Here is a 20,670-nt window from a genome sequence, read left to right as displayed (position 1 = left end):
TCGCTCATGCGTGGAAGCGAGACATGTCAATCCTTTCGGATCCCGCTCCGGTGTCCGCTCCGTGTCTCTCCGATGTCCCCTCCGGTGCTCTCGGCCTTCCGCGCCGGTGGCGTCGTGGGCCGGGCCGTACCGGCCGGCCTCGATTCCGGGAACCGTAGGTGCGTCTCGTCCCTGGTGTGGCACTTGCTGTCCCATGGAGTGGATGCACAGGGCGAACCGGGCTGCCCGGCGCTGGGCCGGAACGGCCGTCACGGCGGTGCGGCGGGCCTGGGAGGGACCGGGCCGTGAGCGGGATCTGGCGGTGCAGGCGGGCAAGGGAGCGCTGGCCGCCTGGGTGGCGTGGGCGGTGATGGGCTGGTGGCTCGAGGCGCCGATGGCGTTCGTGGCGCCGTGGGTCGCGGTGGTGCTGGTGGAGTCGACGGTGTACCGGTCGGTCGCGCACGGGCTGCAGCAGCTCGCGGCGATCGCGGTGGGTACGGCGCTGGCGACGGCGGTGGCGTTGTTGCTGGACAGCACGATGGCCGCGATGGCTCTGGTGCTTCCGGCGGTGCTGCTCCTCGGACAGTGGCAGCGCCTGGGGAGCCAGGGTGTCTACGCCGCCACCGGCGCGCTTTTCGTGCTGACCGGTGGCGAGGTCACCGTCGCCGGGGCGGCCGCCCGCGTCCTGGAGGCGGTCTTCGGCGCGGCGGTCGGAGTGACGGTCAACGTGCTGATCCGGCCTCCGGTGTACCTGCGGGACGCCCGCGCCGCGCTGGAGGACACGGCCCGTGAGGCGCACGAACTCCTGGGCGCGGTGGCCGATGGGCTGGCCACCGGAGAGTGGGACGCCCATGCGGCCGGGGACTGGCATGTGCGGGCGCTGCGTCTGGGCCGTCTGGTCGACCAGGCGCGATCGGCGATCGGCTGGGGCCGGGAAAGCATGCGCGTCAACCCGCTCGGGCGGCGCAAGCGGGCTCTCTCCCTGCCCGGGGAGAAGTACGCCGACGCGGTGGAGGTGCTCGACTACGTCGCCGTGCACATCGCGGGCGTGACCAGGACCGTGTGGGAGACGGCGGACAGCGAGGAGGCGGACCGGCCGGCCCCGGAGCTCACCCGTGCCTACGCGGAGTTCCTGCGCCATACGGCGCGCGCCATCCGGTTGTACGGCCGGACCCGGTTCGGCCCGAGCGGCAGTGACGACTCCGCTGCGGAGCAGCTGCGCGAGGCGGTCGAGGAACTCCACCGGACCCTGGACGACTTCCGCCGACGGCTGCCGGGAGCCGTGCTTGACGACCCGGCCGCGCTGGCGACCTACGGGACGCTGCTGGCCCAGGCGCACCGCCTGGCCGATCAACTCGTGCAGGACTGACACCGCCGAGTGACGGGGCGGGAGGGCACGACGTCCGGGTGTCCGGGTGGGGTCCCGGGGAACCCGTCGATCCCAGCGGCCCCGCCACTGGCTGGAGGGGCCCGCCACCCGACCGCAGTCCGGACGGGAGTCCGCGCGAGACCGTGAGAGAGGGAGAACCACCATGCCGGCCGGATCCAGCTCCAAGCGTGAACGTCAGTACGAACACATCAAGGAGAGTGCCGAGGACCGTGGCGAGTCGTCGAAGCGGGCCGAGGAGATCGCGGCCCGGACGGTCAACAAGGAACGCGCCAGGTCGGGCGAGTCCAAGACCGCCGGCAAGACCTCCCTGCGGGACCCGAAGTCGGCCTCCCAGCGCGGCGGGCAGCGCTCGCACAGCGGCGCGGAAGGCCCGACCAAGGACCAGCTGTACGAGGAGGCCAAGAAGCGCAACCTCCACGGCCGCTCCTCGATGACCAAGAAGCAGCTGAAGAACGCACTCGACCACTGACGTGCGACGTGAGAGGCCCGCCGAGAGGAGCCGGGAGAGGACGGCACACGCTCGGCGGGCCACGCTCTTACCTGTGGCCGGGAGAGAACCTCAGCCGTCAGCCGGGGGCCGGCAACGGGTGCGCGGTCAGGGCCCGTGCGACGCCGAAGAGGTTGTCGGCCATGGCACGCCCGGTGTCGTGCGCCCACTCGCGGCCCCGCTGCTCGTCCAGTGCTTTCACGTTCGCTCCGAGGCCGGGGGCGGGGGTCGGGCGGCCCGCTGCACGAACACGAGCCAACAGCGCCCCACGGGTACCCCTGGGCAGCAGACGTAACGAAGCCACGGTTCCCGCGGCCGGCCGACGAGCCGTGAGCCGAAGGCGGCCGCATCCGTATCCGCGTCCATGTCCACGTCCGTGCTGCGTACAACCATTGGACGTCCGTGCGAGTCCAAGATCGCAGTTCAAGCGCCCCACGGGCACGTCGGGCACGTCAGGTCCTTCGGGCACTTCACGGACAACGGAGAACCATGCGCGCCTCACGCACCGTCCTCGCCACCGTCACGGCACTCGCGGCGGCGCTCTGCACCTCCCTCCTCGTCGCACCGACGGCGGCCGCGGCCCCCGCCAAGCTCGCCGACGACTTCAACGGCGACGGCTACCGCGACTTCGTCATGCTCGGCGGGAGGCACGGCAAGGACGGCCGGGTCACCGTCGTCTACGGCACGTCGACCGGCCCCGGCACACGCGTGCAGACCCTCCACCAGAACTCGCCCGGGATACCGGGTGCGGTGGAGGAGGGGGACGACTGGGGGTGGGCCGCGACCAGCGCCGACCTCGACCGCGACGGTTACGCGGACCTGGTCGTCGCCTCACCGGGCGAGAAGATCGGCGAGATCCAGACGCGCGGAGGCCTGACCGTCGTCTGGGGCGGATCGAAGGGGCTCGGCTCCGGCACCGTCTTCCACTCGCCCATCGCACCGGAGAACGCGTACTCGGGCGACCAGTTCGGCCTGGACGTCGTCGCGGGTGACTTCGACGGTGACGGCGACCAGGATCTCGTCGCGATCAGCAGCAGCCGGGCCGGCGCGGTCCTGCTCAAGGGCCCTTTCACCCGTAAGGGCGGGAAGAGCGGCTGGCAGTCCCTCGGCAAGAGCTACGGCTACCTGAGCGCGTCCCAGTTGGCGGCGGGCCGGGTCACGGCCGACGGTGCCACCGACCTGTACATCCTCGGCAGCGATCTCCAGGGCGGTGACGACGACGTGGACCTGCGGGCCTACTTCCACCGCGGCGGCGCCGACTTCGCCCGGCGCGCGAGCGAGACCCGCGTACCGGACGACGGCGGCCACCAGGTGGGCGGCGGCTCCATCACCGCCATCGGCGACTTCGACAAGGATGGCTACGGCGACCTCGCCATCGGGCGCGGCTACGAGCAGCCGGACGGCGGGAAGGGCTACGTCACGGTCCACTACGGCGGCTCCTCCGGTCCGAACGCTGCCCGCAAGCCGGTGAAGTTCACGCAGAACACGGCGGGCGTGCCGGGCTCCTCGGAGAAGGGGGACGGCTTCGGTGCCGCCGTCGCCGCGGGCGACGTCAACGGCGACGGCTACGCGGACCTCGCCGTCGGCGCCCCTGGGGAGGACCTGGAGGGCAAGCGTGATGGCGGCATGGTCACGGTCCTGCTCGGCCGCAAGGGCGGCTTGTCCGGCACCGGGGCCAAGGCGTACCACCAGAACACGTCCGGTGTCGGGGGAGCCGTCGAGAAGGACGACTACTTCGGCCAGAGCCTCAAGCTCACCGACTACACCCGCGACGGCCGTGCCGACCTGGTCGTCGACACGAACGACCAGCTCGACAACACCCGCTGGGGCCTGGTCCACCTGCTGAAGGGCTCCAAGTCCGGCATCACCGGCACCGGTTCGAAGTCGTTCACGGTGAAGTCCCTCAAGCTGACGTACAAGACGCTCGGCGGCCCCTTCCCCCACTGACCCGGGCAGCCGAACAGAAGCCCTCCGCCGACGGAGGAAACCGCAGGCAGAGGGCTTCACCCCCCCCACAAAACCCGCATACACAACCATTGATCCGGCGGAAAAGGCAGAGAGCCGGCCGGTGGATCAACCAGAACAGACCTGGTGGGGAAGCATTGAGAAAAATCACGGCAGCGGTGGGTACGACGGCCCTCGCGGTCTTCGCCTCCACGCTGATCACCGCGCCGGCCGCGCAGGCGGCCGACGTCAGACTCAAGTCGCGCACCTCGACGCAGGAGAAGGACGGCAAGATCCACGCCGTCTACGAGTCCTACGACGACCATGTGCGTCCCGAGGACGTCAGCATTCGCATCCGGAAGAAGGGCGGCGACCAGATCCTCGACACTGTCCGGATCGCCGACCGGTGCGCCCCCGAGAGCGACTGCTGGGACATGGAGTTCCTGAGCGAGCCGGTCACGCTCCCCGAGATGGGCGTCTACACCATGGACGTCGTGGTCAGAGAAGGCCAGGCGGACGAACTCGTCCACCGTGACAACGGCGAACTCACCTACGGACTCGCCCCCCGCTTGACGGTCACCAGCGACCGTCAGTGGATCTCGTACGACAACCACCTCATCACCGTGTCCGGCACCCTAGTGGCCAAGGACCCGAACACGCACGAGGTCAAGCCGTTCGCAGGAGCCGGGCTCTACCACCGCGCGACGCCCGGTGGGGGCGGCTGGCTGTGGACGAACGACGAGGGGCGCTTCACCGATACCCTCCACTTCTTCGAGGACAGCACCGACACCCGGCACGAGTACAGCTTCAGGTCGGAGCGCGAGACACTCACCCTGCCGTTCCGCAAGCAGGAACTGAAGCTGAAGGTGGACGCCCCCCTCGGCACCGTCAATGCCCCTTACGGCAGCGAGGTTCCCGTGCGGGGCAAGCTCACCCGTATCGCCGACGACGGTACGGAAAAGCCGGTGCTCCGCCATGGCATCACGATCGGCGGCAAGAACATCCTGCCGACCCGCAAGGACGGGACCTTCTCGGGCCGGTACACCGTCAAGCAGGCCGGCACGGTGAAGATCGCGCCCAGCGAATGGGGCTGGTTCAACACCACGGCGCACTCCTTCGAGGTCGCCAAGGCTCCGCGGACGAGCAAGTTCACGTCGCTGAAGGCCAGTGCGGACAAGGACCGGAAGGTCACCTTCACCGGCAAGCTGGGCGTCACGGAGGACTCGTACCCCGCGGGGACGACGGCCCTCGTCGCCATGGAGCACTCCACGGACAACAAGACCTGGTCGAACGTCGGTACCTTCACCGCGAAGTACGGCGCCACCTTCACCCAGTCCCCGGCCAAGAAGGCCTCGACCAGCAGCTACTGGCGGCTGCGCCACACGGGCGCGGACCTGAGCAGCACGTCCTTCAAGCTCGGCCGCAAGACCACCCAGCTCGTCGACGACGACCTCACGCCCGAGGGCGTGCGCAAGGGCAAGACGCTCACGGCCAAGGGCAGCCTGATCCAGAAGTCCGGCTCCTCCTGGAAGTCGTTCTCCGGCCAGACGGTCCGCATCTACTTCAAGGCCTCCGCCAAGGGCGCCACCTGGAAGAAGCTGGGCACCACCAAGACCCTGTCCAACGGCACCTTCAGCAAGAAGTTCACCGCCCAGCAGGACGGCACCTGGCAGATCCGCTACGTCGACACCCCGAGCACCCACTACGCGGACTACGGACGGGAGGACTACATCGACGTCCGCTAGAAGCACACGGCATCGGCCGGCCCTCCACCCGGGGGGTCGGCCGATGCCGTGCCAAGACACCGCGGATCACCCGGGCTGCTCGCTTCATGAGGCACCGGACGTCTTTGTCGCCGGTACGAAGTGCCGAGGACCGAAATCAGAGGCTGTCGGCATCTCGCACGGGGCGCGGGTGAAGCGGTGAAGCGGTGAAGTGCGCGGTGCCGGGCGGCGGTGGAACGGTTCGGTGTCCGCCGTCGTCGTCCCTCTTCGGGGCACGGTGGTCGCGCCCCGGGGAGGGGAGACCGAGTGCACACGGGCGGCTTCGCCACATGGACAAGGCGGTTCGAGGACGAGCGCGAGCGCAGGCGCGTCCAGGGAGACCCGGACTGGGGGCAAGGCGCGACGCTGCATCCGGCGGTGTGGGCCGGCATCCAGCGCTTCCAGGTCGGCGAGGACGGTGACGGCGCCAACCTCATCGGCAAAGCGGACGAGGCCGGCGACGGCGACTACGCACGGGCAGTCCGGCTCTTCGTCGCCGAGGAACAGAACCACGCCCGTCTGCTTGCCCAGTTGCTGGCTGCGGGGCACATACCGACGTTTACCGGTCACTGGAGCGACACGGTCTTCGTACGGCTGCGGCGTCTCATGGGCCTGCGCATGGAACTGCTGGTGCTGATGATCGCGGAAGTGGTGGCGCTGCGTTATTACCGGGCCCTGCGCGACGGCACCGACGACTCGCTCACTTCGGATGTGGCGGGGCGGATCCTGTCCGACGAGCAGCGCCACGTCCCGTTCCACTGCGAGCGGCTGCACGCCTCCATGGCGGAGCTGCCCCGAGCGACGCGCCGCCCGGTGATGGCCCTGTGGCGACTCCTCCTGCTCGCGGTCTCCCTCGCCGTCGCCGCCGACCACGGTCCGGGGCTGCGACGACTCGGCATCGGACGCCTGCGATTCGTGGCTGAGGTGGTGGCCTCGTCCGGCGCGGTCGTCTCCGCGGTGCTCGCGCCCCGCCCGGATGCATGGACCGGCGCGGACTGACGACGGACAGCCCACCGCTTCCCGCCCCCTTCTTCAAAGGTTCGGTCCTTTGGGCGTTCTGGAGCCTCGGTGGTTGCCGGACATGTGCGCTCGGCCGCTCAAGGCCGCCTGAATGCAATGCCGTTGAGGCGAACTGATCGTCCTTGTCGAGGAGGAAGGCGACGGCGTCGATCTCGCAGTCGGACCGCGGGGCCCAGCCGGCGGTGTCGTACCACTCCGGCGCGGGTCCGCCGTGCGGCATGGGCAGGTCGACGACGCCGCCCCTCGGCATCACGTGCGGCTCCTGGGGCCGGAGAGCCACCACGTTCTGGTCCGTCGCGGTCGGAGAGGTGAGCCAGTGCAGGTCGTGCACCGGGAGCCCGAGGGCGGTGATGCGCCTCATGCGCCGGTCGCCCTCCCCTTCCGGCAGGAGCACGAGATCGGTGACGCCGGCGGACAGGTTGACCGCCGCGGACCCGCCCAGCTCGACGACGCGGGTACGAGCTGCCACGGCATCGGCATGGGTGCCACCGAGCACCAGCACCCGACGTCCCGCCAGGGCGGCCGCCTGCGCCGGTGCGGTGACCCGATGAATAACTCTTGATCGCAGTGTACTTTGTTATGCAAAGTATTCCGGTGGGCGACCGGCCGGTCGCCCGCTTCCCCGCGCTCCCGAAGCGCGACCACAAGGGGGACACCGTGGGAACACCGTCACTGAGCAGCGCGAGATCCGAACCGAGAGCGCAGGTTGCAGCCCTGTTGGCGGCCACGGAAGGTCTGCGGGCCAGGACCCGCGCGCAGATGAACGGCTCGTGGGCCGCTCTTCTCGGCTTCGGACTTCTCGCGCTGGCGGCTGCTCCGGTTGCCCGCTACGCCTTCAATTTCGGCGCCCACGGTCGCAACGTCATGTCCTATCCGGCCTTCGCCTACGCAGAGTTGATCGGCCTGTGCGTCGTCCATGAACAGGGAACCCCTTGCCTGAGGGGCGAGTTCGACGGTGCCGTCCTGCGCTTCGTGGCCTGGGGGCCGTGGTTCGCCCTCCTCCCCCTGGCCTGGTTCGCCTTCGCCCGCTGGTACCGCCTGCGTGGCGAGTCCCGAGGCATCGTCCCCCGCCGCGGCGTGTGGATCCGCGCGACCGCCCTGGCCACCGCAGTGATCACGGCCGCCCTGTCGGCGCTCCTGTTCGGCAGGAACCAGGCGTGGGAGCTCGTGGTGTGGGAGAACAGCTACGTCTCCCCGTGGTACCTGGTCGGTATCGGGCTCGTCGCTCTCGGGGTGGTCGAACGGAGCTGGATCGCGGCAGGCGCCGGCGCCGCTCATGCCCTGTTGCTCACCGGCTACCTCGGTGCCTCCTGGGGCAGTGGATGGCTTCCCTTGCGGCACCCCGCCCACCCGGGCTGGTCCGACGGACCGCAGACCAAGGCGCTCCTGCTCGCTGCCGTCCTGCTTCTCGCCGGCCTGGCCGAGTGGGCGCTGGCACGTCGTCGAGCCGCGTCCGGTCACGCCGAGGCGAGTACGGTTGCCTCATGAGTGTCGGGCCGGCCGCTGCGTGGGATGACCAGGAAGGGCTCCACCCGACCCAGTCTCTGGACGACACCGTCCATCAGCGTGTGCGACTCGGCATTCTCACCATCGCCAGGGAAGCCGACCGGGTCGAGTTCGGCTTCCTGAAGAAGCAGCTGGCCGCCACGGACGGAAACCTCTCCCGGCACCTGAAAGTGCTCGAGGAATCGCACCTGATCACCGTGGAGAAGGGCTACGTCGGCCGGCGCCCACGGACGTGGATCGCCCTGACCCGCGAAGGCGCGCAGGCACTGGACGCCGAACTCCGCGCCCTGCGCGCACTCGTCCTCCGCCTGGAAGGTCCCCGCCCCGCTCCCGGCCCGCCCGGCACGTGAACACCGCTTGCCGAGGCACTTCCAGGTGTGGGTCCTGCTGGATGGACACCGGGAGAACGTCGTAGCCGTCAGCGAGTACATCTGGGGCACACCGAGCCGAGGCTCACGCTGAAGGCGTATGTCCACCTCATGCCCGGCAGTCGCGACCGCACGCGGAAGACCCTCGCCAAGGCGCTGCGGCCCGACTCGCTGCGATGACACCGCTTCAGTGCTCCAGCCGTAGTTCGTGATCTTCATGGTTGAAGGGCTGCTTGGCGGCGGTAGTGGCTGTAGCGGGCGCGAGCCTGGTGGCGTCTGCGCCAGGTCGACCAGCACAGGAGGTGGACAGGGCCGCGGGCGGGCCGGGCGATCAGCGTGGTGAACAGGCGCTGGATCTCGTCACTGGTGAGCGGGATCAGTCCGCCGGGGCCGGCTCCGTCGTCGGCCGGGGCCTGGTCGCGGCGTTCGAGGGCGGCGGTGACGGCGAGGAGGCGTGCGCGAGCAGGGCCAGGGTGACCCAGCGGTGCCAAGAGTCCCAGCGACGTACTTGGTGCTCGTCCAGTCCTGCCAGAGTCAGGGCTCCGCCGCTTTTTATCTTGCAGATAAATGCGAGTGACACTCGCCGAACTTCCTTGGGCAGTCTGCTTGTTGTGCGCCGGGCCCGGCTGCCGATCAGAACCCGACGCATGCCTCATGCCATGGAGAGGCTCGTGTTCGACCTCGCATCCCTCGTGCCCGATCTGGTCGGTGGACCGGGCCTGCCGGTCCTCGGGTCCAGCCCGAACGGTCCCTGTGGGGAAATGGAGACTTCCCCGGCGGTCACCCTCACGGATCACTGCCGAGCCATCTGCAACCACGCCCGCAGCCTGGTGGTACTCATCGTCCGGAGGAGCGGCGCGGCCGGCTGAGGCGGCTCTACGTCACTGACGGCGTAAGGCGCGTTACGGCGCCCGCTCTGGTGCCGGGGCGGGCGCCCCTGGGGATGGAGGAGGCGAAGACCTCTTCGTCCCGAAGCAACTTGGGTGGGTGCCCGGCCTCGGGCTGCCGTGCCTGTCACCTGCTGCGATGGTCCACAGGCGTCCGCGCCTGTCCGCCGGTGTGCGTGGGTGTCGTCACGCAGTCAGACACTCACCGACCCGCGATGCTTGAGGCTCCCGACCGTGCAGTTCTGATTCCCCGCAGCTGCCGTTCACGACCGTGTGGCCGTCCCGCACCCCGCATCGCCGGCCTCCCGCATGCGCGTTTCCATCGACGTGCTCCGGTCGTACGGGTCGACCTCGGGGCCGTCTCCCGGGCGCGAGGCCGCGCGCTCTGCGCCGAACTCGGGGGTGAGGTAACCGGTGAAGGTGTCGCAGCCGCCGTTGGTGGTGTCCACCTTGTAGGAGACGAGGGAGAACGTACCCGGATCGACGACGACCTTCGCCGGGTCGTCCCAACTCATCACGACCTCGCGGCGCACGATGGTGCGCGCGACTTCGTCGCTTCCCGCTGCGGCGCGTACGGCCGGATATACGTAGGTGACATCGGTGGTCACCTCGACCGCACCGCGCTTGCCTTCTCGGTACGTGATCCGCCCTCGTGTCTTGACCACCTCCCCGACGAGCCGGACCTTCGTGTTCTCGAACCGGCTGAACAGCAGCAGAGGATCGTTCTCCCGGCCGGGCGCACGGAACGCGGTCGCCAGGTAGTCCTGGACATCCTGCTGATGAGGATTGATCAACGCGATCGCCTTCCTCGGCCGCTCCCCGCGCAGCACACCAGGATCCAGACTGGACGCGGCGAGGAAGTCCCGGGTCTTCTCGAGCGCCTGCGCGACCTGCCCCTTGCTCATCCACCCGGTCGCCCGTGCCTCGGGCAGGCCGATCCCAGCCGTCCCGTCACCCCACTGCGCCGCAGGCGACCCCCTGAACGGCTGCTCCAGAGTCGGATGTTGGGCTGCCGCTTCCGTCGGCGGCGGTTGATCCGGACGCTTCGACTCCACGGCGAGCGGCGCATTCTCGCCGCCTCCGCCTCCGAACCATCCAGCCACCCGCCCTGGATCCAGCGCCACGACCAGCAGGGCGACCGCAACCAGCAGACCGACCGCGTACCAGCCCTTACCTCCCTGCCGCCGGGCCGGTTGGTGACTCCGCCACGGCTCCGGCCGGCCGGTCTCCTCCCGCAGCCGCCGCCCCACCATCCGGGCCCGCGCCGACGGCTCCTCGGGCGCGCCCTTGGTCCCCGCCTCGGCTTCACGAAGGAAGCGCTCCCACTCTTCGTCCGGTATGGACTCCCCACCCTTGCCCACGATGGGCCCCCGCCCTTCTCACATACCCGGTCCCACCCCAGGGCCGGTCATCTTCCGTGCATCCTCACACAGCTCAGCTTGGCTCCGTGATCGCCGCCGGTCGGGGCCCCGGCCCAGAGGACCTACGCGAAAGGTCGGCGGAGTCTCAAGGGGGCGAGTCACACTTCATCGAGCGCGATCAGCAGCCGAAGAAGTGACGCGGGGGCCTCGCTGACCTGTGGCCTCCTGAGCGGCCAACGGCGATGCCTGGCTTGCTGAAACGTTGTGACCTGCGGCTTAGCTGTCGACGGTTGTCAACGTTGGTCGCTTTCGGCTGCCCTCGGACGGCCCCAAGACGGCCCCGCAGACCTGCACTTGCTGTTAACGCCCTCCGCACCTCGGGGCAAGCTCACTCCGTCCCTGTTCATTCAACGGGCCTGGCCCATCATGGTGCGGTACTGGGATATACGGGTTTGGACGCCGGCGAATGAGATGAAAACTGAGCCGGCGGCGGGAGGGGACACAGAAGTCGGTGTCGGCGGTCGGAGCTAGCCTGTCGTGCGTTGGGCCGCTCCGAGGCCGCGGAGGTGGATGGTGCCAAGAATGAGGGAACATGACCGGGCTAGAAGCCGTAGACCTGATTCGCCTCGCCGACGACGAGGGCAATAGCGTCGTCGTGCAGGTGACCGGACGGGATATGCCGGGGGTGCTGACAGGCCATGACACCCTGATTGCGAACGTCCTGGTAACGACCGGGTTCGTCAGTGGGCAACTGAAAGTTTGGCTCTTGCCTAGCGACCTGGTCGAATGGGAATCAGCTCTCGACTCGTTGGCGGCGGGTCAGGACATCAGATGGATGGGAGGTCGCGCGCCCGAGATCAGTGTCCAACTTGAAGGAGAGCGTGGCTGCCCCGAGGTCATCGTTGACGACGTACCGGGTTCTATGGCGACAGTGACAGTGCCCGTGGCCCTCGAAGAGGGCTGGATAGATGATCAGCGTCGCCGTTTGGACGAGGTTCGTCGACGCTGGCCCCGCGAGGTCGTAGAACCCTCCTTCGGTGTCTACGAGTGGAGTCCGAACCGAAAGCGACATCCATAGCCAGGATGCGCCGTGCCGCTGTGCGTACGGGCGCTCTCGAATACTTCACGTCGAGTGTCCCGGCACCAGTTTGGAAGACCGCGTATGCGGGCGATGCCTGGCTTGCTGAAACGCTGACCTGTGGGGGATCGGTGCTGTCACTCCCGTTCCCCGTGGTTCCCCCTCGTCCCCGGCCAATCAGGCACGCAAGGGGCACGGGAGGCTGAACGTCATGACACGTGAGCAACTGGCTGCAGCATTGACCCTGAGTGATTGCGATGCAGCCCAGGAGGCGCGAGCCCGCCTCCTGGCCGGCGCCGACTTCACATGGCTCTCCGACGGGCATCGGGCGCAATCGGTACATAGGTACTGGGACGTCTGGTCCTGGCGCTTGGAAGTGATGCTCGACACAGGCGTCATGCCGCGGCCGGGGCTCGCCGAGGCTGTCGCCCACCTGCGGGCCGCCGGTGAGGCCGAGACACATCTCGCCACTGTCTCGGCACCTGATCGCAGGTTCACGGTGTTCCTCTCAGCCGACCTCACAAGCTGCATCGCCTGTATGTGAGGGGCGCACGGCCAGATGAGCACCGTGCTCTCGTCGACCGGCTGAGGATGACCATCCCGGCGGCGGGACTTGAACCTGTGGCCGCATCCTTATCAGGTCGATCATCGGGCGTCGGCAACGTCGGCCAACCGGCCGGTGTCCTTGGCTGATCGTCCGTTGCCAGTCGGCGTTGGTCGACGCTGTCCACACCTGTTGGTGTCAGCCGTTGGTGTCAGCCGCCCGACTCGGTCTAGCTCGGTCCCTGTGGGCATCGGGGAGAGGATCTTCTCCCCGATTTCTCCCAGCCCCGACGGGAGTCGGCCCCACGTTCACTGCCGCCTACGACGCGTCTGGCCGTCCTGGCTGTCTTGGCCGGGGGCGGAGGGCACGGAAAGCGGGGACGGCGGGGCAGTAGACAGTGCGCCGAGCACGTGAGGCAGGTCCTCGCTGCCCGCGCCGATCAGTACTCGCGCGCCGGGAACCGGTCCGCCCAGGGTCTCGCACTCGGCGATGAGCGCGATTTGTGCCTCCTCCGCCCCGTCCGTACGCCGGTAGCGGCCGAACCGCAGCCGCAGCGGGTCGTCCCGGTGCGGTGGCCGCACCCGGACCAGGCGCAGAGCCCCGGGGAAAGGCCGCACCCCGAAGCTGCCGGTACCCGTGGCCGGTCCGGGTACGGCGGCAAGTCCCTGCGGGCCGGCCCGCAGCCACCCCATCGACAGCATCTGCCACGGGCCCGGACCCCACACGGTGCCCAGGAAGTGGCGCTCGGCCACCGGCGCGACGGGCTCCATCCGCTCCAGTGCCGGCAGCGTGCGCCGCACCAACCGGTACGCCCAGCAGGCCATGCCCACCGCGCTCACCGCACCCACGACACCCGCGGTCCACGCCATCGTCCAGGGCGAACGCACCGCGAACATCGCGCCGAGGGCCCCACCCAGCCCTGCCAGGGTGAGGGTCACCCCCGGCACCGTCGTCTGCCACGGCCAGTTCAACCGGGACGCGCCCCCACGCACGATCCGCCACAGCCCCGACCACAGGAACGCCGCGCCCATCCCGGCGAGGACCGCCCCGAATGCGGCGGGGAGTACGAACTCCCGGCCCGGGTAGTGCGCTGTGCGCAGCATCCGCTGTTCACTGCCCGCCGACACCTCCAGCAGTCGCACCGAATCGCGCCACCAGTACAGGGTTGCCTTTCCGTTCCTGCCGGCGGCTTCGACAAGGTCCTGGTCCGCGTAGCGGATGTCCAGCTTGAGGGCCAGCGTGCGCCCGCCGGACCGGCCGAACTCGAACTGGTAGCGGGCCCCGCTCTTCTTGTTCAGCTTCAGCAGTACCTCGTCCACCGCCACATGCTCCGCCCGCAGGCAGAACGGCTCCTGGTACCGGTCCCCGCACACCTTCAGACTGCCCGTGTCCCGCCCCTGAGCGTCGTGTATCTCCAGGCGTGGGAAGTCGAGGTCGACAGAGCGATCACGCTCCGCGCCCCGTGCCAGCTGCCACGCCGCCCCCAGCAGCACGACGGCCAGTACCACCCGCACCGTCCCCCACACCGCGTCATGCATCCGCCCGCGCACAGACCACACCTCCCTGCCCCCGGACGCCCCTCGCGCCGGTGCGGCAGATCGGAAGTCTGCCACCGGTCGGCGCCGACCGGTGAGGCGGTCCAGGGCACCAGAGGTGCTGTCCGGGCCTCATCCTGGCGGCACCCACCTCGATCCACCACTCACCCCGGCTCCCATCAAGCGGCTGGAAGACCTGGCAAGGTCGTACGGGCTCGACGTCACCTCGGAGCACGTGCCGGTGAGGGGCGAGATCGACCTCAACCGGAACGGCCTGGTCGTGGTCTGCGGTCCGCGCATGTACCAAGAGATGGGGGAGGCGTACGCGCAGGATCCCGTACTGCGCTGGGAGCGGGCGGAAGACGGGCCCTGGACGGTAGTGGATCGCCGCACCGGCGACGAGGATTGGGAGTAGCCATGCCCAAGAAGGCTGCGCAGGACTGGGAGGTTCTGGAGCAGGAGCTGTACGCGGCCGGTGTGGAGCCGGCCGAGGTGGAGGCGGAGTCTCGTCGGCTCCTCGCCGAGGCGCGTGGCCATCAGCTCGCCGAGGCGCGCGAGCAGTCCGGTCCCGCACCCCGCTGGCGTCTGACGACTGGGCCGGGCAACTGACGGCCCAGCCCCACCAAAAAGCCCCTGACCTGCCAGGAAAGCGCAGGCCGGGGGCTTACTGGTGTCGGCTTACTTCTTCTTGCCCTGGTTCTTGACCGCCTCGATGGCCGCCGCCGCGGCGTCCGGGTCGAGGTAGGTGCCGCCGGGGTTGAGCGGCTTGAAGTCGGCGTCGAGCTCGTAGGACAGGGGGATGCCCGTCGGGATGTTCAGGCCCGCGATGTCGGCGTCGGAGACGCCGTCGAGGTGCTTGACCAGGGCGCGCAGGCTGTTGCCGTGGGCGGCGACCAGGACCGTGCGGCCGGTCAGGAGGTCGGGGACGATGTTGTCGAACCAGTACGGCAGCATGCGGACGACGACGTCCTTGAGGCACTCCGTGCGCGGGCGCAGCTCCGGCGGGAGGGTGGCGTAGCGCGGGTCGTCGAACTGGGAGTACTCGTCGTCGGTGTCCAGCGGGGGCGGCGGGGTGTCGTAGGAGCGGCGCCACAGCATGAACTGCTCCTCGCCGAACTCCGCGAGGGTCTGCGCCTTGTCCTTGCCCTGGAGGGCGCCGTAGTGGCGCTCGTTCAGGCGCCAGCTGCGGTTCACGGGGATCCACAGGCGGTCGGCGGACTCCAGCGCGAGCTGGGCGGTGCGGATGGCGCGCTTCTGGAGCGACGTGTGCAGTACGTCGGGCAGCAGGCCGGCGTCCTTCAGCAGCTCACCGCCGCGGACTGCCTCCTTCTCGCCCTTCTCGGTGAGGTTGACGTCCACCCAACCGGTGAACAGGTTCTTCGCGTTCCATTCGCTCTCGCCGTGGCGGAGGAGGATCAGCTTGTACGGTGCGTCGGCCATGGCTCCGAGCGTAATCGAAGCCCCGAGCGGGCCGCGCCCCTGTCCGGTGGGTGAGGAGCGGGCTCGACGGGTTGACGGGATCTGTTAATCGAGTGGTGGACCCTTCGACGGCCTTCGTAATGTGTGCCTGCCGGTTCAGGTGCTTACATTCGGGGGGTCTTCGTGGTGTCCATCGGGCGTACCGGGCGTGCGGTGCGGGAGACCGTGTCCGGACTGCCACCTGCCTTCTGGTGGCTGTGGACGAGCACCCTCGTCAACCGGCTCGGTGGCTTCGTCGCCACCTTCATGGCGCTCTACCTCACCCTCGACCGCGGCTACTCCGCCACCTACGCCGGTCTGGTCGCCGCCCTGCACGGCCTCGGCGGGGTGCTGTCGTCCCTGGGCGCCGGCGTGATGACCGACCGGCTCGGGCGGCGGCCCACCCTGCTGGTGGCGCAGGCGTCCACCGCGGTGACCGTCGCCCTGCTCGGCTTCGTGCGCGACCCCGTCGCCATCGCCGGCGTCGCCTTCCTCGTCGGGATGGCCTCCAACGCCTCCCGGCCCGCCGTCCAGGCGATGATGGCCGACATCGTCCGGCCCGAGGACCGCATCCGCGCCTTCTCCCTCAATTACTGGGCGATCAACCTCGGCTTCGCCGTCTCCACCACGGCCGCCGGGTTCATCGCCGAGCACAGCTACGCCGCCGGGTTCCTCCTCGAGGCGGTGATGACGATGGCCTGCGCGATCGTCGTCTTCGTGAAGCTCCCCGAGTCGAAGCCCGTCCAGGTCGAGGGGGAGGCGCGCGAGGACTCCGTCGGGCTCGGGACGGTGCTCCGCGACGGGCGGTTCATGGGCGTCGTCGGGCTGTCCTTCCTCGTCGCGCTGATCTTCCAGCAGGGGGCCGTCGGACTGCCCGTCGCGATGGGTGCGGCCGGGTTCACCCCGGCCGACTACGGCATGGCCATCGCGGTCAACGGCGTCCTCATCGTCGTCCTGCAGATCCCGGTCACCCGGTTCATCGAGCACCGCGACCCCGGCCGCCTGCTGGTGCTCTCCGCGCTGCTCGCCGGGTACGGCTTCGGCCTGACCGCCTTCGCCGGGTCGGTCGGGGTCTTCGCCCTCACCGTCTGCGTGTGGACGCTCGCCGAGATCGTCAACGCGCCCACCCAGACCGGACTCGTCGTCCAGTTGTCGCCGGCCCACGGGCGCGGGCGCTACCAGGGCATGTACACCATGTCCTGGGCCGTCGCCGCGCTCGTCGCCCCGCTGATGTCGGGACTCGTCATCGACCGGTACGGGGCGGAGTGGCTGTGGGGCATGTGCGCCGTCGTCGGCACAGTGGCGGGACTCGGATACGCGCTGCTGATGCGGCGGCTGCCGTCCGGGACCTCCACCCTCGCCGCCCCGGCCCCGGCTCCAGTTCCTGCCACCGACGCCGTCCCCGTCCCCGCCCCCGTAAAGGGGGCGCCGGTGGTCGCCGCCGGAGCGGACGCGAGCGAGGAGGAGGCCGTGGTGCCGGGGCGTGGGGGAGAGGGACGGTCGGAGGTCGGCGCCCCCTGAGGCTCACCGCACCGAGAACGGCACCGGGTGGATCTCGTCGGCCTGGTGGCCGGTGCGTTCGTGGATGCGCTGGACCGCCTCGGCGGAGGGCGCCTCCGAGAGGCAGTAGACCGTGCCGGACTCCGGGTCCGCCCACGCCTGCTGGAAGTGGACGCCTTCCTCCTGCTGAATCGCGAGGTCGGCCGCGTGGGCCTGTTCCAGCTGGTCCGCCGTGATGCCGCGCATGTTGTGGTGGATATCCATGTACTGCGCCATGGCCTCGCACCTCCTTCCGGCTTCAGCCGGCCGTACGCGCCTTTGTCCGGTCGTGCGAACCGCACGGACCTTCCTTCGGGCGTACGCGTCTGCTTCGGGTCTGGGTACTTCCCATGCTGCGCCCGCGCCGCCCGTGAGGCACGCCGAGGGCCCCGGCGGCCGGACGGCGGCGGCAACGAGTGCCGTCGTCACGACGACCACCGGGGCCCTCGGCGTGTACGGAGCGGTGAGCGGACGGGATCAGCCGCACTGGCAGGAGCCGCCCGACTGGCAGCCGCAGCCGCAGCCCGAGCCGCAGCCGCACGCGGCGATCAGGGGCAGACTTCTGATATCGGCCGGCTGCTCGGTCTCGCGCTCCCGCGCGGGATCGGGCGTCGTGCCGGTGGAGCCGGGAGAATCGGCCATGGGTCCCTCCTCGAGACTGGTGCCTGTGCCCATTGGATGCCCGCGCCACCGGGCGCATCAACGGCGCATCGACGGCGCATTGGGACTCGCACATGCCCCTGGCCGATTCCCGCTCGGTCCGGTCAGGCATCCGCCCCCGGCGCCGCCTGGATGTCGGGCTGGATGTCCGGCTGGATCTCGTCCGCGTGCTCGCCCGTGACCAGGTAGACCACCCGCTTGGCGACCGAGACCGCGTGGTCGGCGTACCGCTCGTAGTAGCGGCCCAGCAGCGTCACGTCGACGGCCGTCTCGATGCCGTGCTTCCAGCGGTCGTCCATCAGGTGCTGGAAGAGGGTGCGGTGCAGCAGGTCCATCTCGTCGTCGTCCTGCTCCAGCTGGAGCGCCAGGTCGACGTCCTTGGTGATGATCACCTCGGCCGCCTTGGCCATCAGGCGCTGGGCGAGCTGCCCCATCTCCAGGATGGTCGCGTGCAGGTCGCTCGGCACGGCACGCTCCGGGTACCGCAGCCGGGCGAGCTTCGCCACATGCTGGGCCAGGTCGCCGGAGCGCTCCAGGTCGGCCGACATCCGCAGCGACGTGACGACGATCCGCAGATCGGTCGCCACCGGCTGCTGGCGCGCCAGCAGGGCTATGGCCAGGGCCTCCAGGTCGTGCTGGAGCTCGTCGACCTTCTGGTCGCCCTCGATCACGTGCTCGGCCAGCTTCAGATCGGCGTCGAGGATCGCGGTCGTGGCGCGCCCGATCGCCGACCCGACCAGTCGGGCCATCTCCACCAGACCGTCGCCGATCGAATCCAGTTCCTCGTGGTACGCGTCCCGCATCAGGGTTCCTCTCATGCGTTCGAAGGGGTTTCGGGAGCCGGGGCCCCCGCAGGTTCTCGGGGCATGTACCCCGCCACGCATCCGACGGCGCGAACCCCGCGCGACCGAGGGTGCGAAACCCACGTTCCCACGTTCCGTTCTCCACGCGTCCGGATCCGGCCCCCTACATGAATCATCCCTGGCTCCGAGGTGAACTCTGGGCGACGAGTGTTCGAGCTTGTCGTCCCATGGCTGTGGCCACCGGTCGGCGCATGCCTAACCTGGACACATGGACGTGAACGCGGCGGTCGCCGCAGTGGCAGCGATCGCCGGAGTACTCACCGGCGTCATCGCCATGCTGGCGTTCCGTTTCAGCGAGCGCGAACAGAGGCGTCCCACGCGTTCCTCGCTGCACACGGACCCGGTGCTCCCGCCGGGCGTGGACACCGTGCTGTCCGTCCTGCGCTCCTCCGCCGTCGTCCTGGACGAGGCGGACGGCGTGGTCAAGGCCAGCTCCGCCGCGTACGCCCTCGGGCTGGTCCGCGGCGGCAAGCTCGCCGTGGACCCCATGCTGCAGATGGCCCGCGACACCCGGCGCGACGGCGAGATACGCCAGGTCGAACTGGACCTGCCCCGCCGCGGCACCGGACGCGGCGAGGCCCTCGCCGTCTCCGCCCGGGTGGCCCCCCTCGGCTCCCGGCTCGTCCTGCTGCTCGTGGAGGACCTCACCGAGGCCCGCCGCATAGAAGCGGTACGGCGTGACTTCGTCGCCAACGTCAGCCATGAACTGAAGACCCCGGTCGGCGCGCTCTCCCTGCTCTCCGAAGCCGTCATGGACGCCTCCGACGACCCGCAGGCCGTGGAGCGCTTCGCCGGCCGCATGCAGGGCGAGGCCGTCCGCCTCACCAACCTGGTGCAGGAACTCATCGACCTCTCCCGGGTCCAGAACGACGACCCGCTCGAGGACGCCGAACCCGTCCGCGTGGAAGAACTCGTCGCCGAGGCCGTCGGCCGCTGCCGGCACGCGGCGGGCGCCAAGCAGATCACCATGGCCTCGAACGTGTGGACGCCCGAAGGAGTGGAGCAGGGCGACACCGGACACAAGGCGGAATCGACCACCACCGGCGACCTCCGCATCTGGGGCAACCGCGGCCAGCTCGCCGCCGCCCTCGGCAACCTCGTTGAGAACGCCGTCAACTACTCACCCGCCCGCACCCGCGTCGGCATAGCGGCCCGCAGGGTCGCCCGGCCGGGCGGGGACATGATCGAGATCGCCGTGACCGACCAGGGCATCGGCATCTCGGAGAAGGAGAAGGAGCGCGTCTTCGAGCGCTTCTACCGTGTCGACCCGGCCCGCTCCCGTGCCACGGGCGGTACGGGTCTCGGCCTGGCGATCGTGAAGCACGTGGCCGCCTCGCACGGCGGGGAAGTCACCGTGTGGAGCGCCGAAGGCCAGGGCTCCACCTTCACCCTGCGGCTTCCCGAGGCCGCCGCGGCCCCCACCCGCGACCGCGCACCCCGGCCGTCCCACCAGGACGAACCCGAAAGCCTCGACGCCGAGGCCGGACGGACCGCCGGCGCCCCCCATTCCCCCGATCCATCCGCGTACGAAACGCTTCCCTCCCCGGAGGTCCTTCCGTGACCCGAGTGCTCGTCGTCGAGGACGAGGAGTCCTTCTCCGACGCCCTGTCGTACATGCTCCGCAAGGAGGGCTTCGAGGTCGCCGTCGCGGCCACCGGCCCCGACGGCCTCGACGAGTTCGAGCGCAACGGCGCCGACCTCGTCCTCCTCGACCTGATGCTGCCCGGCCTGCCGGGCACCGAGGTGTGCCGTCAGCTGCGCGGCCGCTCCAACGTCCCCGTCATCATGGTGACCGCCAAGGACAGCGAGATCGACAAGGTGGTCGGCCTGGAAATAGGGGCCGACGACTACGTCACCAAGCCGTTCTCCTCACGCGAACTGGTCGCCCGTATCCGCGCCGTGCTGCGCCGCAGGGGCGAGCCCGAGGAGGTCGCCCCCGCCGCCCTGGAGGCCGGTCCCGTCCGCATGGACGTCGACCGGCACGTGGTCACCGTGAGCGGCACCAAGGTCGACCTGCCCCTGAAGGAGTTCGACCTGCTGGAGATGCTGCTGCGCAACGCCGGACGCGTGCTGACCCGGATGCAGCTCATCGACCGGGTCTGGGGCGCCGACTACGTGGGCGACACCAAGACCCTCGACGTCCACGTCAAGCGGCTGCGCGCCAAGATCGAGCCGGACCCGGGCGCACCGCGCTACCTGGTGACGGTCCGCGGGCTCGGCTACAAGTTCGAGCCGTAGACGGGCCCCGGATGCCGGGCCACCATCACCCGGCACCCGGCACCCGGCAC

20 protein-coding genes and 3 pseudogenes are annotated in these 20,670 nt (G+C 69.8%); 14 read left to right on the top strand and 9 right to left on the bottom strand.

Annotated elements, in window-relative coordinates:
- The first annotated feature begins 193 nt into the window (after window positions 1-193).
- Together OHB56_RS19670 and OHB56_RS19665 are read left to right on the top strand one after the other, a co-directional pair.
- Window positions 194-1,348: an aromatic acid exporter family protein gene (locus tag OHB56_RS19670; RefSeq protein ID WP_406354730.1), complete on the top strand. Its 1,155-nt coding sequence runs from the start codon at window positions 194-196 to the stop codon at window positions 1,346-1,348.
- Window positions 1,349-1,511: 163 nt separating this feature from the next.
- Entirely contained in the window at window positions 1,512-1,838 is a 327-nt protein-coding gene (locus tag OHB56_RS19665) for a plasmid stabilization protein (protein WP_406354729.1), read from the top strand.
- A 97-nt stretch (window positions 1,839-1,935) separates the two neighbouring features.
- Here the strand turns inward: OHB56_RS19665 and OHB56_RS19660 are convergent, their stop codons facing one another.
- Entirely contained in the window at window positions 1,936-2,058 is a 123-nt protein-coding gene (locus OHB56_RS19660; RefSeq protein WP_406354727.1) for a hypothetical protein, read from the bottom strand.
- A gap of 287 nt (window positions 2,059-2,345) precedes the next feature.
- Here OHB56_RS19660 and OHB56_RS19655 point away from each other — a divergent pair, with 287 nt between their 5' ends.
- From OHB56_RS19655 to OHB56_RS19645, 3 genes are all read left to right on the top strand, one after another.
- Window positions 2,346-3,803 carry an FG-GAP-like repeat-containing protein gene (locus OHB56_RS19655; RefSeq protein WP_406354726.1) on the top strand — a complete coding sequence of 486 codons (1,458 nt, stop codon included), beginning with the start codon at window positions 2,346-2,348 and terminating at the stop codon, window positions 3,801-3,803.
- Between the two features lie 176 nt (window positions 3,804-3,979).
- Window positions 3,980-5,545: a hypothetical protein gene (locus OHB56_RS19650; protein ID WP_406354724.1), complete on the top strand. Its 1,566-nt coding sequence runs from the start codon at window positions 3,980-3,982 to the stop codon at window positions 5,543-5,545.
- 285 nt (window positions 5,546-5,830) lie between these two features.
- Window positions 5,831-6,562, top strand: a complete 732-nt coding sequence (locus OHB56_RS19645) for a ferritin-like domain-containing protein (protein WP_406354722.1) — start codon at window positions 5,831-5,833, stop codon at window positions 6,560-6,562.
- A 76-nt stretch (window positions 6,563-6,638) separates the two neighbouring features.
- Here the strand turns inward: OHB56_RS19645 and OHB56_RS19640 are convergent.
- Window positions 6,639-7,100 (bottom strand): annotated as a pseudogene (locus OHB56_RS19640) (DNA polymerase III); the annotation flags it as partial.
- 200 nt (window positions 7,101-7,300) lie between these two features.
- On the opposite strand from OHB56_RS19640, the gene OHB56_RS19635 reads away from it, so the two are divergent.
- Together OHB56_RS19635 and OHB56_RS19630 are read left to right on the top strand one after the other, a co-directional pair.
- Window positions 7,301-8,071 carry a hypothetical protein gene (locus OHB56_RS19635; RefSeq protein WP_406354720.1) on the top strand — a complete coding sequence of 257 codons (771 nt, stop codon included), beginning with the start codon at window positions 7,301-7,303 and terminating at the stop codon, window positions 8,069-8,071.
- The gene (locus OHB56_RS19630; RefSeq protein ID WP_406354719.1) at window positions 8,068-8,439 is read left to right on the top strand and encodes a winged helix-turn-helix domain-containing protein; all 372 of its coding nucleotides are present in this window, start codon (window positions 8,068-8,070) and stop codon (window positions 8,437-8,439) included. The genes OHB56_RS19635 and OHB56_RS19630 overlap by 4 nt, the downstream gene beginning before the upstream one ends.
- Before the next feature lie 233 nt (window positions 8,440-8,672).
- On the opposite strand, the pseudogene OHB56_RS19625 reads toward OHB56_RS19630, so the two are convergent.
- Together OHB56_RS19625 and OHB56_RS19620 are read right to left on the bottom strand one after the other, a co-directional pair.
- Window positions 8,673-8,989, bottom strand: a pseudogene (locus tag OHB56_RS19625) (IS701 family transposase); the annotation flags it as partial.
- Between the two features lie 618 nt (window positions 8,990-9,607).
- Window positions 9,608-10,705, bottom strand: coding sequence for a hypothetical protein (locus OHB56_RS19620; protein WP_406354718.1), 1,098 nt, complete (start codon window positions 10,703-10,705; stop codon window positions 9,608-9,610).
- Window positions 10,706-11,297: 592 nt separating this feature from the next.
- On the opposite strand from OHB56_RS19620, the gene OHB56_RS19615 reads away from it, so the two are divergent.
- Window positions 11,298-11,783: a DUF5959 family protein gene (locus OHB56_RS19615; protein WP_326753456.1), complete on the top strand. Its 486-nt coding sequence runs from the start codon at window positions 11,298-11,300 to the stop codon at window positions 11,781-11,783.
- A gap of 211 nt (window positions 11,784-11,994) precedes the next feature.
- Window positions 11,995-12,327 (top strand): hypothetical protein, encoded by a 333-nt coding sequence (locus OHB56_RS19610; protein ID WP_326753455.1) that lies wholly within the window; start codon window positions 11,995-11,997, stop codon window positions 12,325-12,327.
- 308 nt (window positions 12,328-12,635) lie between these two features.
- Here the strand turns inward: OHB56_RS19610 and OHB56_RS19605 are convergent, their stop codons facing one another.
- Window positions 12,636-13,877 carry a hypothetical protein gene (locus tag OHB56_RS19605; RefSeq protein ID WP_406354717.1) on the bottom strand — a complete coding sequence of 414 codons (1,242 nt, stop codon included), beginning with the start codon at window positions 13,875-13,877 and terminating at the stop codon, window positions 12,636-12,638.
- A gap of 166 nt (window positions 13,878-14,043) precedes the next feature.
- Between OHB56_RS19605 and OHB56_RS19600 the strand changes: the two are divergent.
- Both OHB56_RS19600 and OHB56_RS19595 read left to right on the top strand, forming a co-directional pair.
- Window positions 14,044-14,259: pseudogene (locus OHB56_RS19600) on the top strand (sigma-70 family RNA polymerase sigma factor); the annotation flags it as partial.
- Window positions 14,260-14,279: 20 nt separating this feature from the next.
- On the top strand, window positions 14,280-14,471 hold the full coding sequence (locus tag OHB56_RS19595; RefSeq protein WP_406354716.1) for a hypothetical protein: 192 nt from the start codon (window positions 14,280-14,282) through the stop codon (window positions 14,469-14,471).
- A 69-nt stretch (window positions 14,472-14,540) separates the two neighbouring features.
- Here the strand turns inward: OHB56_RS19595 and OHB56_RS19590 are convergent, their stop codons facing one another.
- Complete coding sequence (locus OHB56_RS19590; RefSeq protein ID WP_326753450.1) at window positions 14,541-15,302, bottom strand: phosphoglyceromutase; 762 nt, start codon at window positions 15,300-15,302, stop codon at window positions 14,541-14,543.
- 165 nt (window positions 15,303-15,467) lie between these two features.
- Here OHB56_RS19590 and OHB56_RS19585 point away from each other — a divergent pair, with 165 nt between their 5' ends.
- Window positions 15,468-16,841: an MDR family MFS transporter gene (locus OHB56_RS19585; RefSeq protein ID WP_406354715.1), complete on the top strand. Its 1,374-nt coding sequence runs from the start codon at window positions 15,468-15,470 to the stop codon at window positions 16,839-16,841.
- A gap of 3 nt (window positions 16,842-16,844) precedes the next feature.
- Here the strand turns inward: OHB56_RS19585 and OHB56_RS19580 are convergent, their stop codons facing one another.
- From OHB56_RS19580 to phoU, 3 genes are all read right to left on the bottom strand, one after another.
- Entirely contained in the window at window positions 16,845-17,096 is a 252-nt protein-coding gene (locus OHB56_RS19580) for an SCO4226 family nickel-binding protein (RefSeq protein ID WP_326753448.1), read from the bottom strand.
- A 240-nt stretch (window positions 17,097-17,336) separates the two neighbouring features.
- Entirely contained in the window at window positions 17,337-17,501 is a 165-nt protein-coding gene (locus OHB56_RS19575) for a hypothetical protein (RefSeq protein WP_326753447.1), read from the bottom strand.
- A 122-nt stretch (window positions 17,502-17,623) separates the two neighbouring features.
- On the bottom strand, window positions 17,624-18,322 hold the full coding sequence (gene phoU / locus OHB56_RS19570) for a phosphate signaling complex protein PhoU (RefSeq protein ID WP_326757057.1): 699 nt from the start codon (window positions 18,320-18,322) through the stop codon (window positions 17,624-17,626).
- Between the two features lie 268 nt (window positions 18,323-18,590).
- Between phoU and OHB56_RS19565 the strand changes: the two genes are divergently transcribed.
- Together OHB56_RS19565 and OHB56_RS19560 are read left to right on the top strand one after the other, a co-directional pair.
- Window positions 18,591-19,943 carry an ATP-binding protein gene (locus OHB56_RS19565; RefSeq protein ID WP_326753446.1) on the top strand — a complete coding sequence of 451 codons (1,353 nt, stop codon included), beginning with the start codon at window positions 18,591-18,593 and terminating at the stop codon, window positions 19,941-19,943.
- Window positions 19,940-20,620 (top strand): response regulator transcription factor, encoded by a 681-nt coding sequence (locus OHB56_RS19560; protein ID WP_042168908.1) that lies wholly within the window; start codon window positions 19,940-19,942, stop codon window positions 20,618-20,620. The genes OHB56_RS19565 and OHB56_RS19560 overlap by 4 nt, the downstream gene beginning before the upstream one ends.
- Window positions 20,621-20,670: the final 50 nt, after the last annotated feature.

It is taken from the genome of Streptomyces sp. NBC_01635, from assembly GCF_045209715.1.
Lineage (GTDB): Bacteria > Actinomycetota > Actinomycetes > Streptomycetales > Streptomycetaceae > Streptomyces > Streptomyces hirsutus.
This window is presented reverse-complemented; position numbering and strand designations above follow the sequence as displayed.

Bases quoted from the DNA above. Each gene is read 5' to 3' on its own strand.
- OHB56_RS19595 (WP_406354716.1), top strand. From the start codon at position 14,280: ATGCCCAAGAAGGCTGCGCAGGACTGGGAGGTTCTGGAGCAGGAGCTG.
- OHB56_RS19670 (WP_406354730.1), top strand. From the start codon at position 194: ATGGAGTGGATGCACAGGGCGAACCGGGCTGCCCGGCGCTGGGCCGGA.
- phoU (WP_326757057.1), bottom strand. From the start codon at position 18,322: ATGCGGGACGCGTACCACGAGGAACTGGATTCGATCGGCGACGGTCTG.
- OHB56_RS19655 (WP_406354726.1), top strand. From the start codon at position 2,346: ATGCGCGCCTCACGCACCGTCCTCGCCACCGTCACGGCACTCGCGGCG.
- OHB56_RS19615 (WP_326753456.1), top strand. From the start codon at position 11,298: ATGACCGGGCTAGAAGCCGTAGACCTGATTCGCCTCGCCGACGACGAG.
- OHB56_RS19575 (WP_326753447.1), bottom strand. From the start codon at position 17,501: ATGGCCGATTCTCCCGGCTCCACCGGCACGACGCCCGATCCCGCGCGG.
- OHB56_RS19610 (WP_326753455.1), top strand. From the start codon at position 11,995: ATGACACGTGAGCAACTGGCTGCAGCATTGACCCTGAGTGATTGCGAT.
- OHB56_RS19565 (WP_326753446.1), top strand. From the start codon at position 18,591: ATGGACGTGAACGCGGCGGTCGCCGCAGTGGCAGCGATCGCCGGAGTA.
- OHB56_RS19590 (WP_326753450.1), bottom strand. From the start codon at position 15,302: ATGGCCGACGCACCGTACAAGCTGATCCTCCTCCGCCACGGCGAGAGC.
- OHB56_RS19580 (WP_326753448.1), bottom strand. From the start codon at position 17,096: ATGGCGCAGTACATGGATATCCACCACAACATGCGCGGCATCACGGCG.
- OHB56_RS19665 (WP_406354729.1), top strand. From the start codon at position 1,512: ATGCCGGCCGGATCCAGCTCCAAGCGTGAACGTCAGTACGAACACATC.
- OHB56_RS19630 (WP_406354719.1), top strand. From the start codon at position 8,068: ATGAGTGTCGGGCCGGCCGCTGCGTGGGATGACCAGGAAGGGCTCCAC.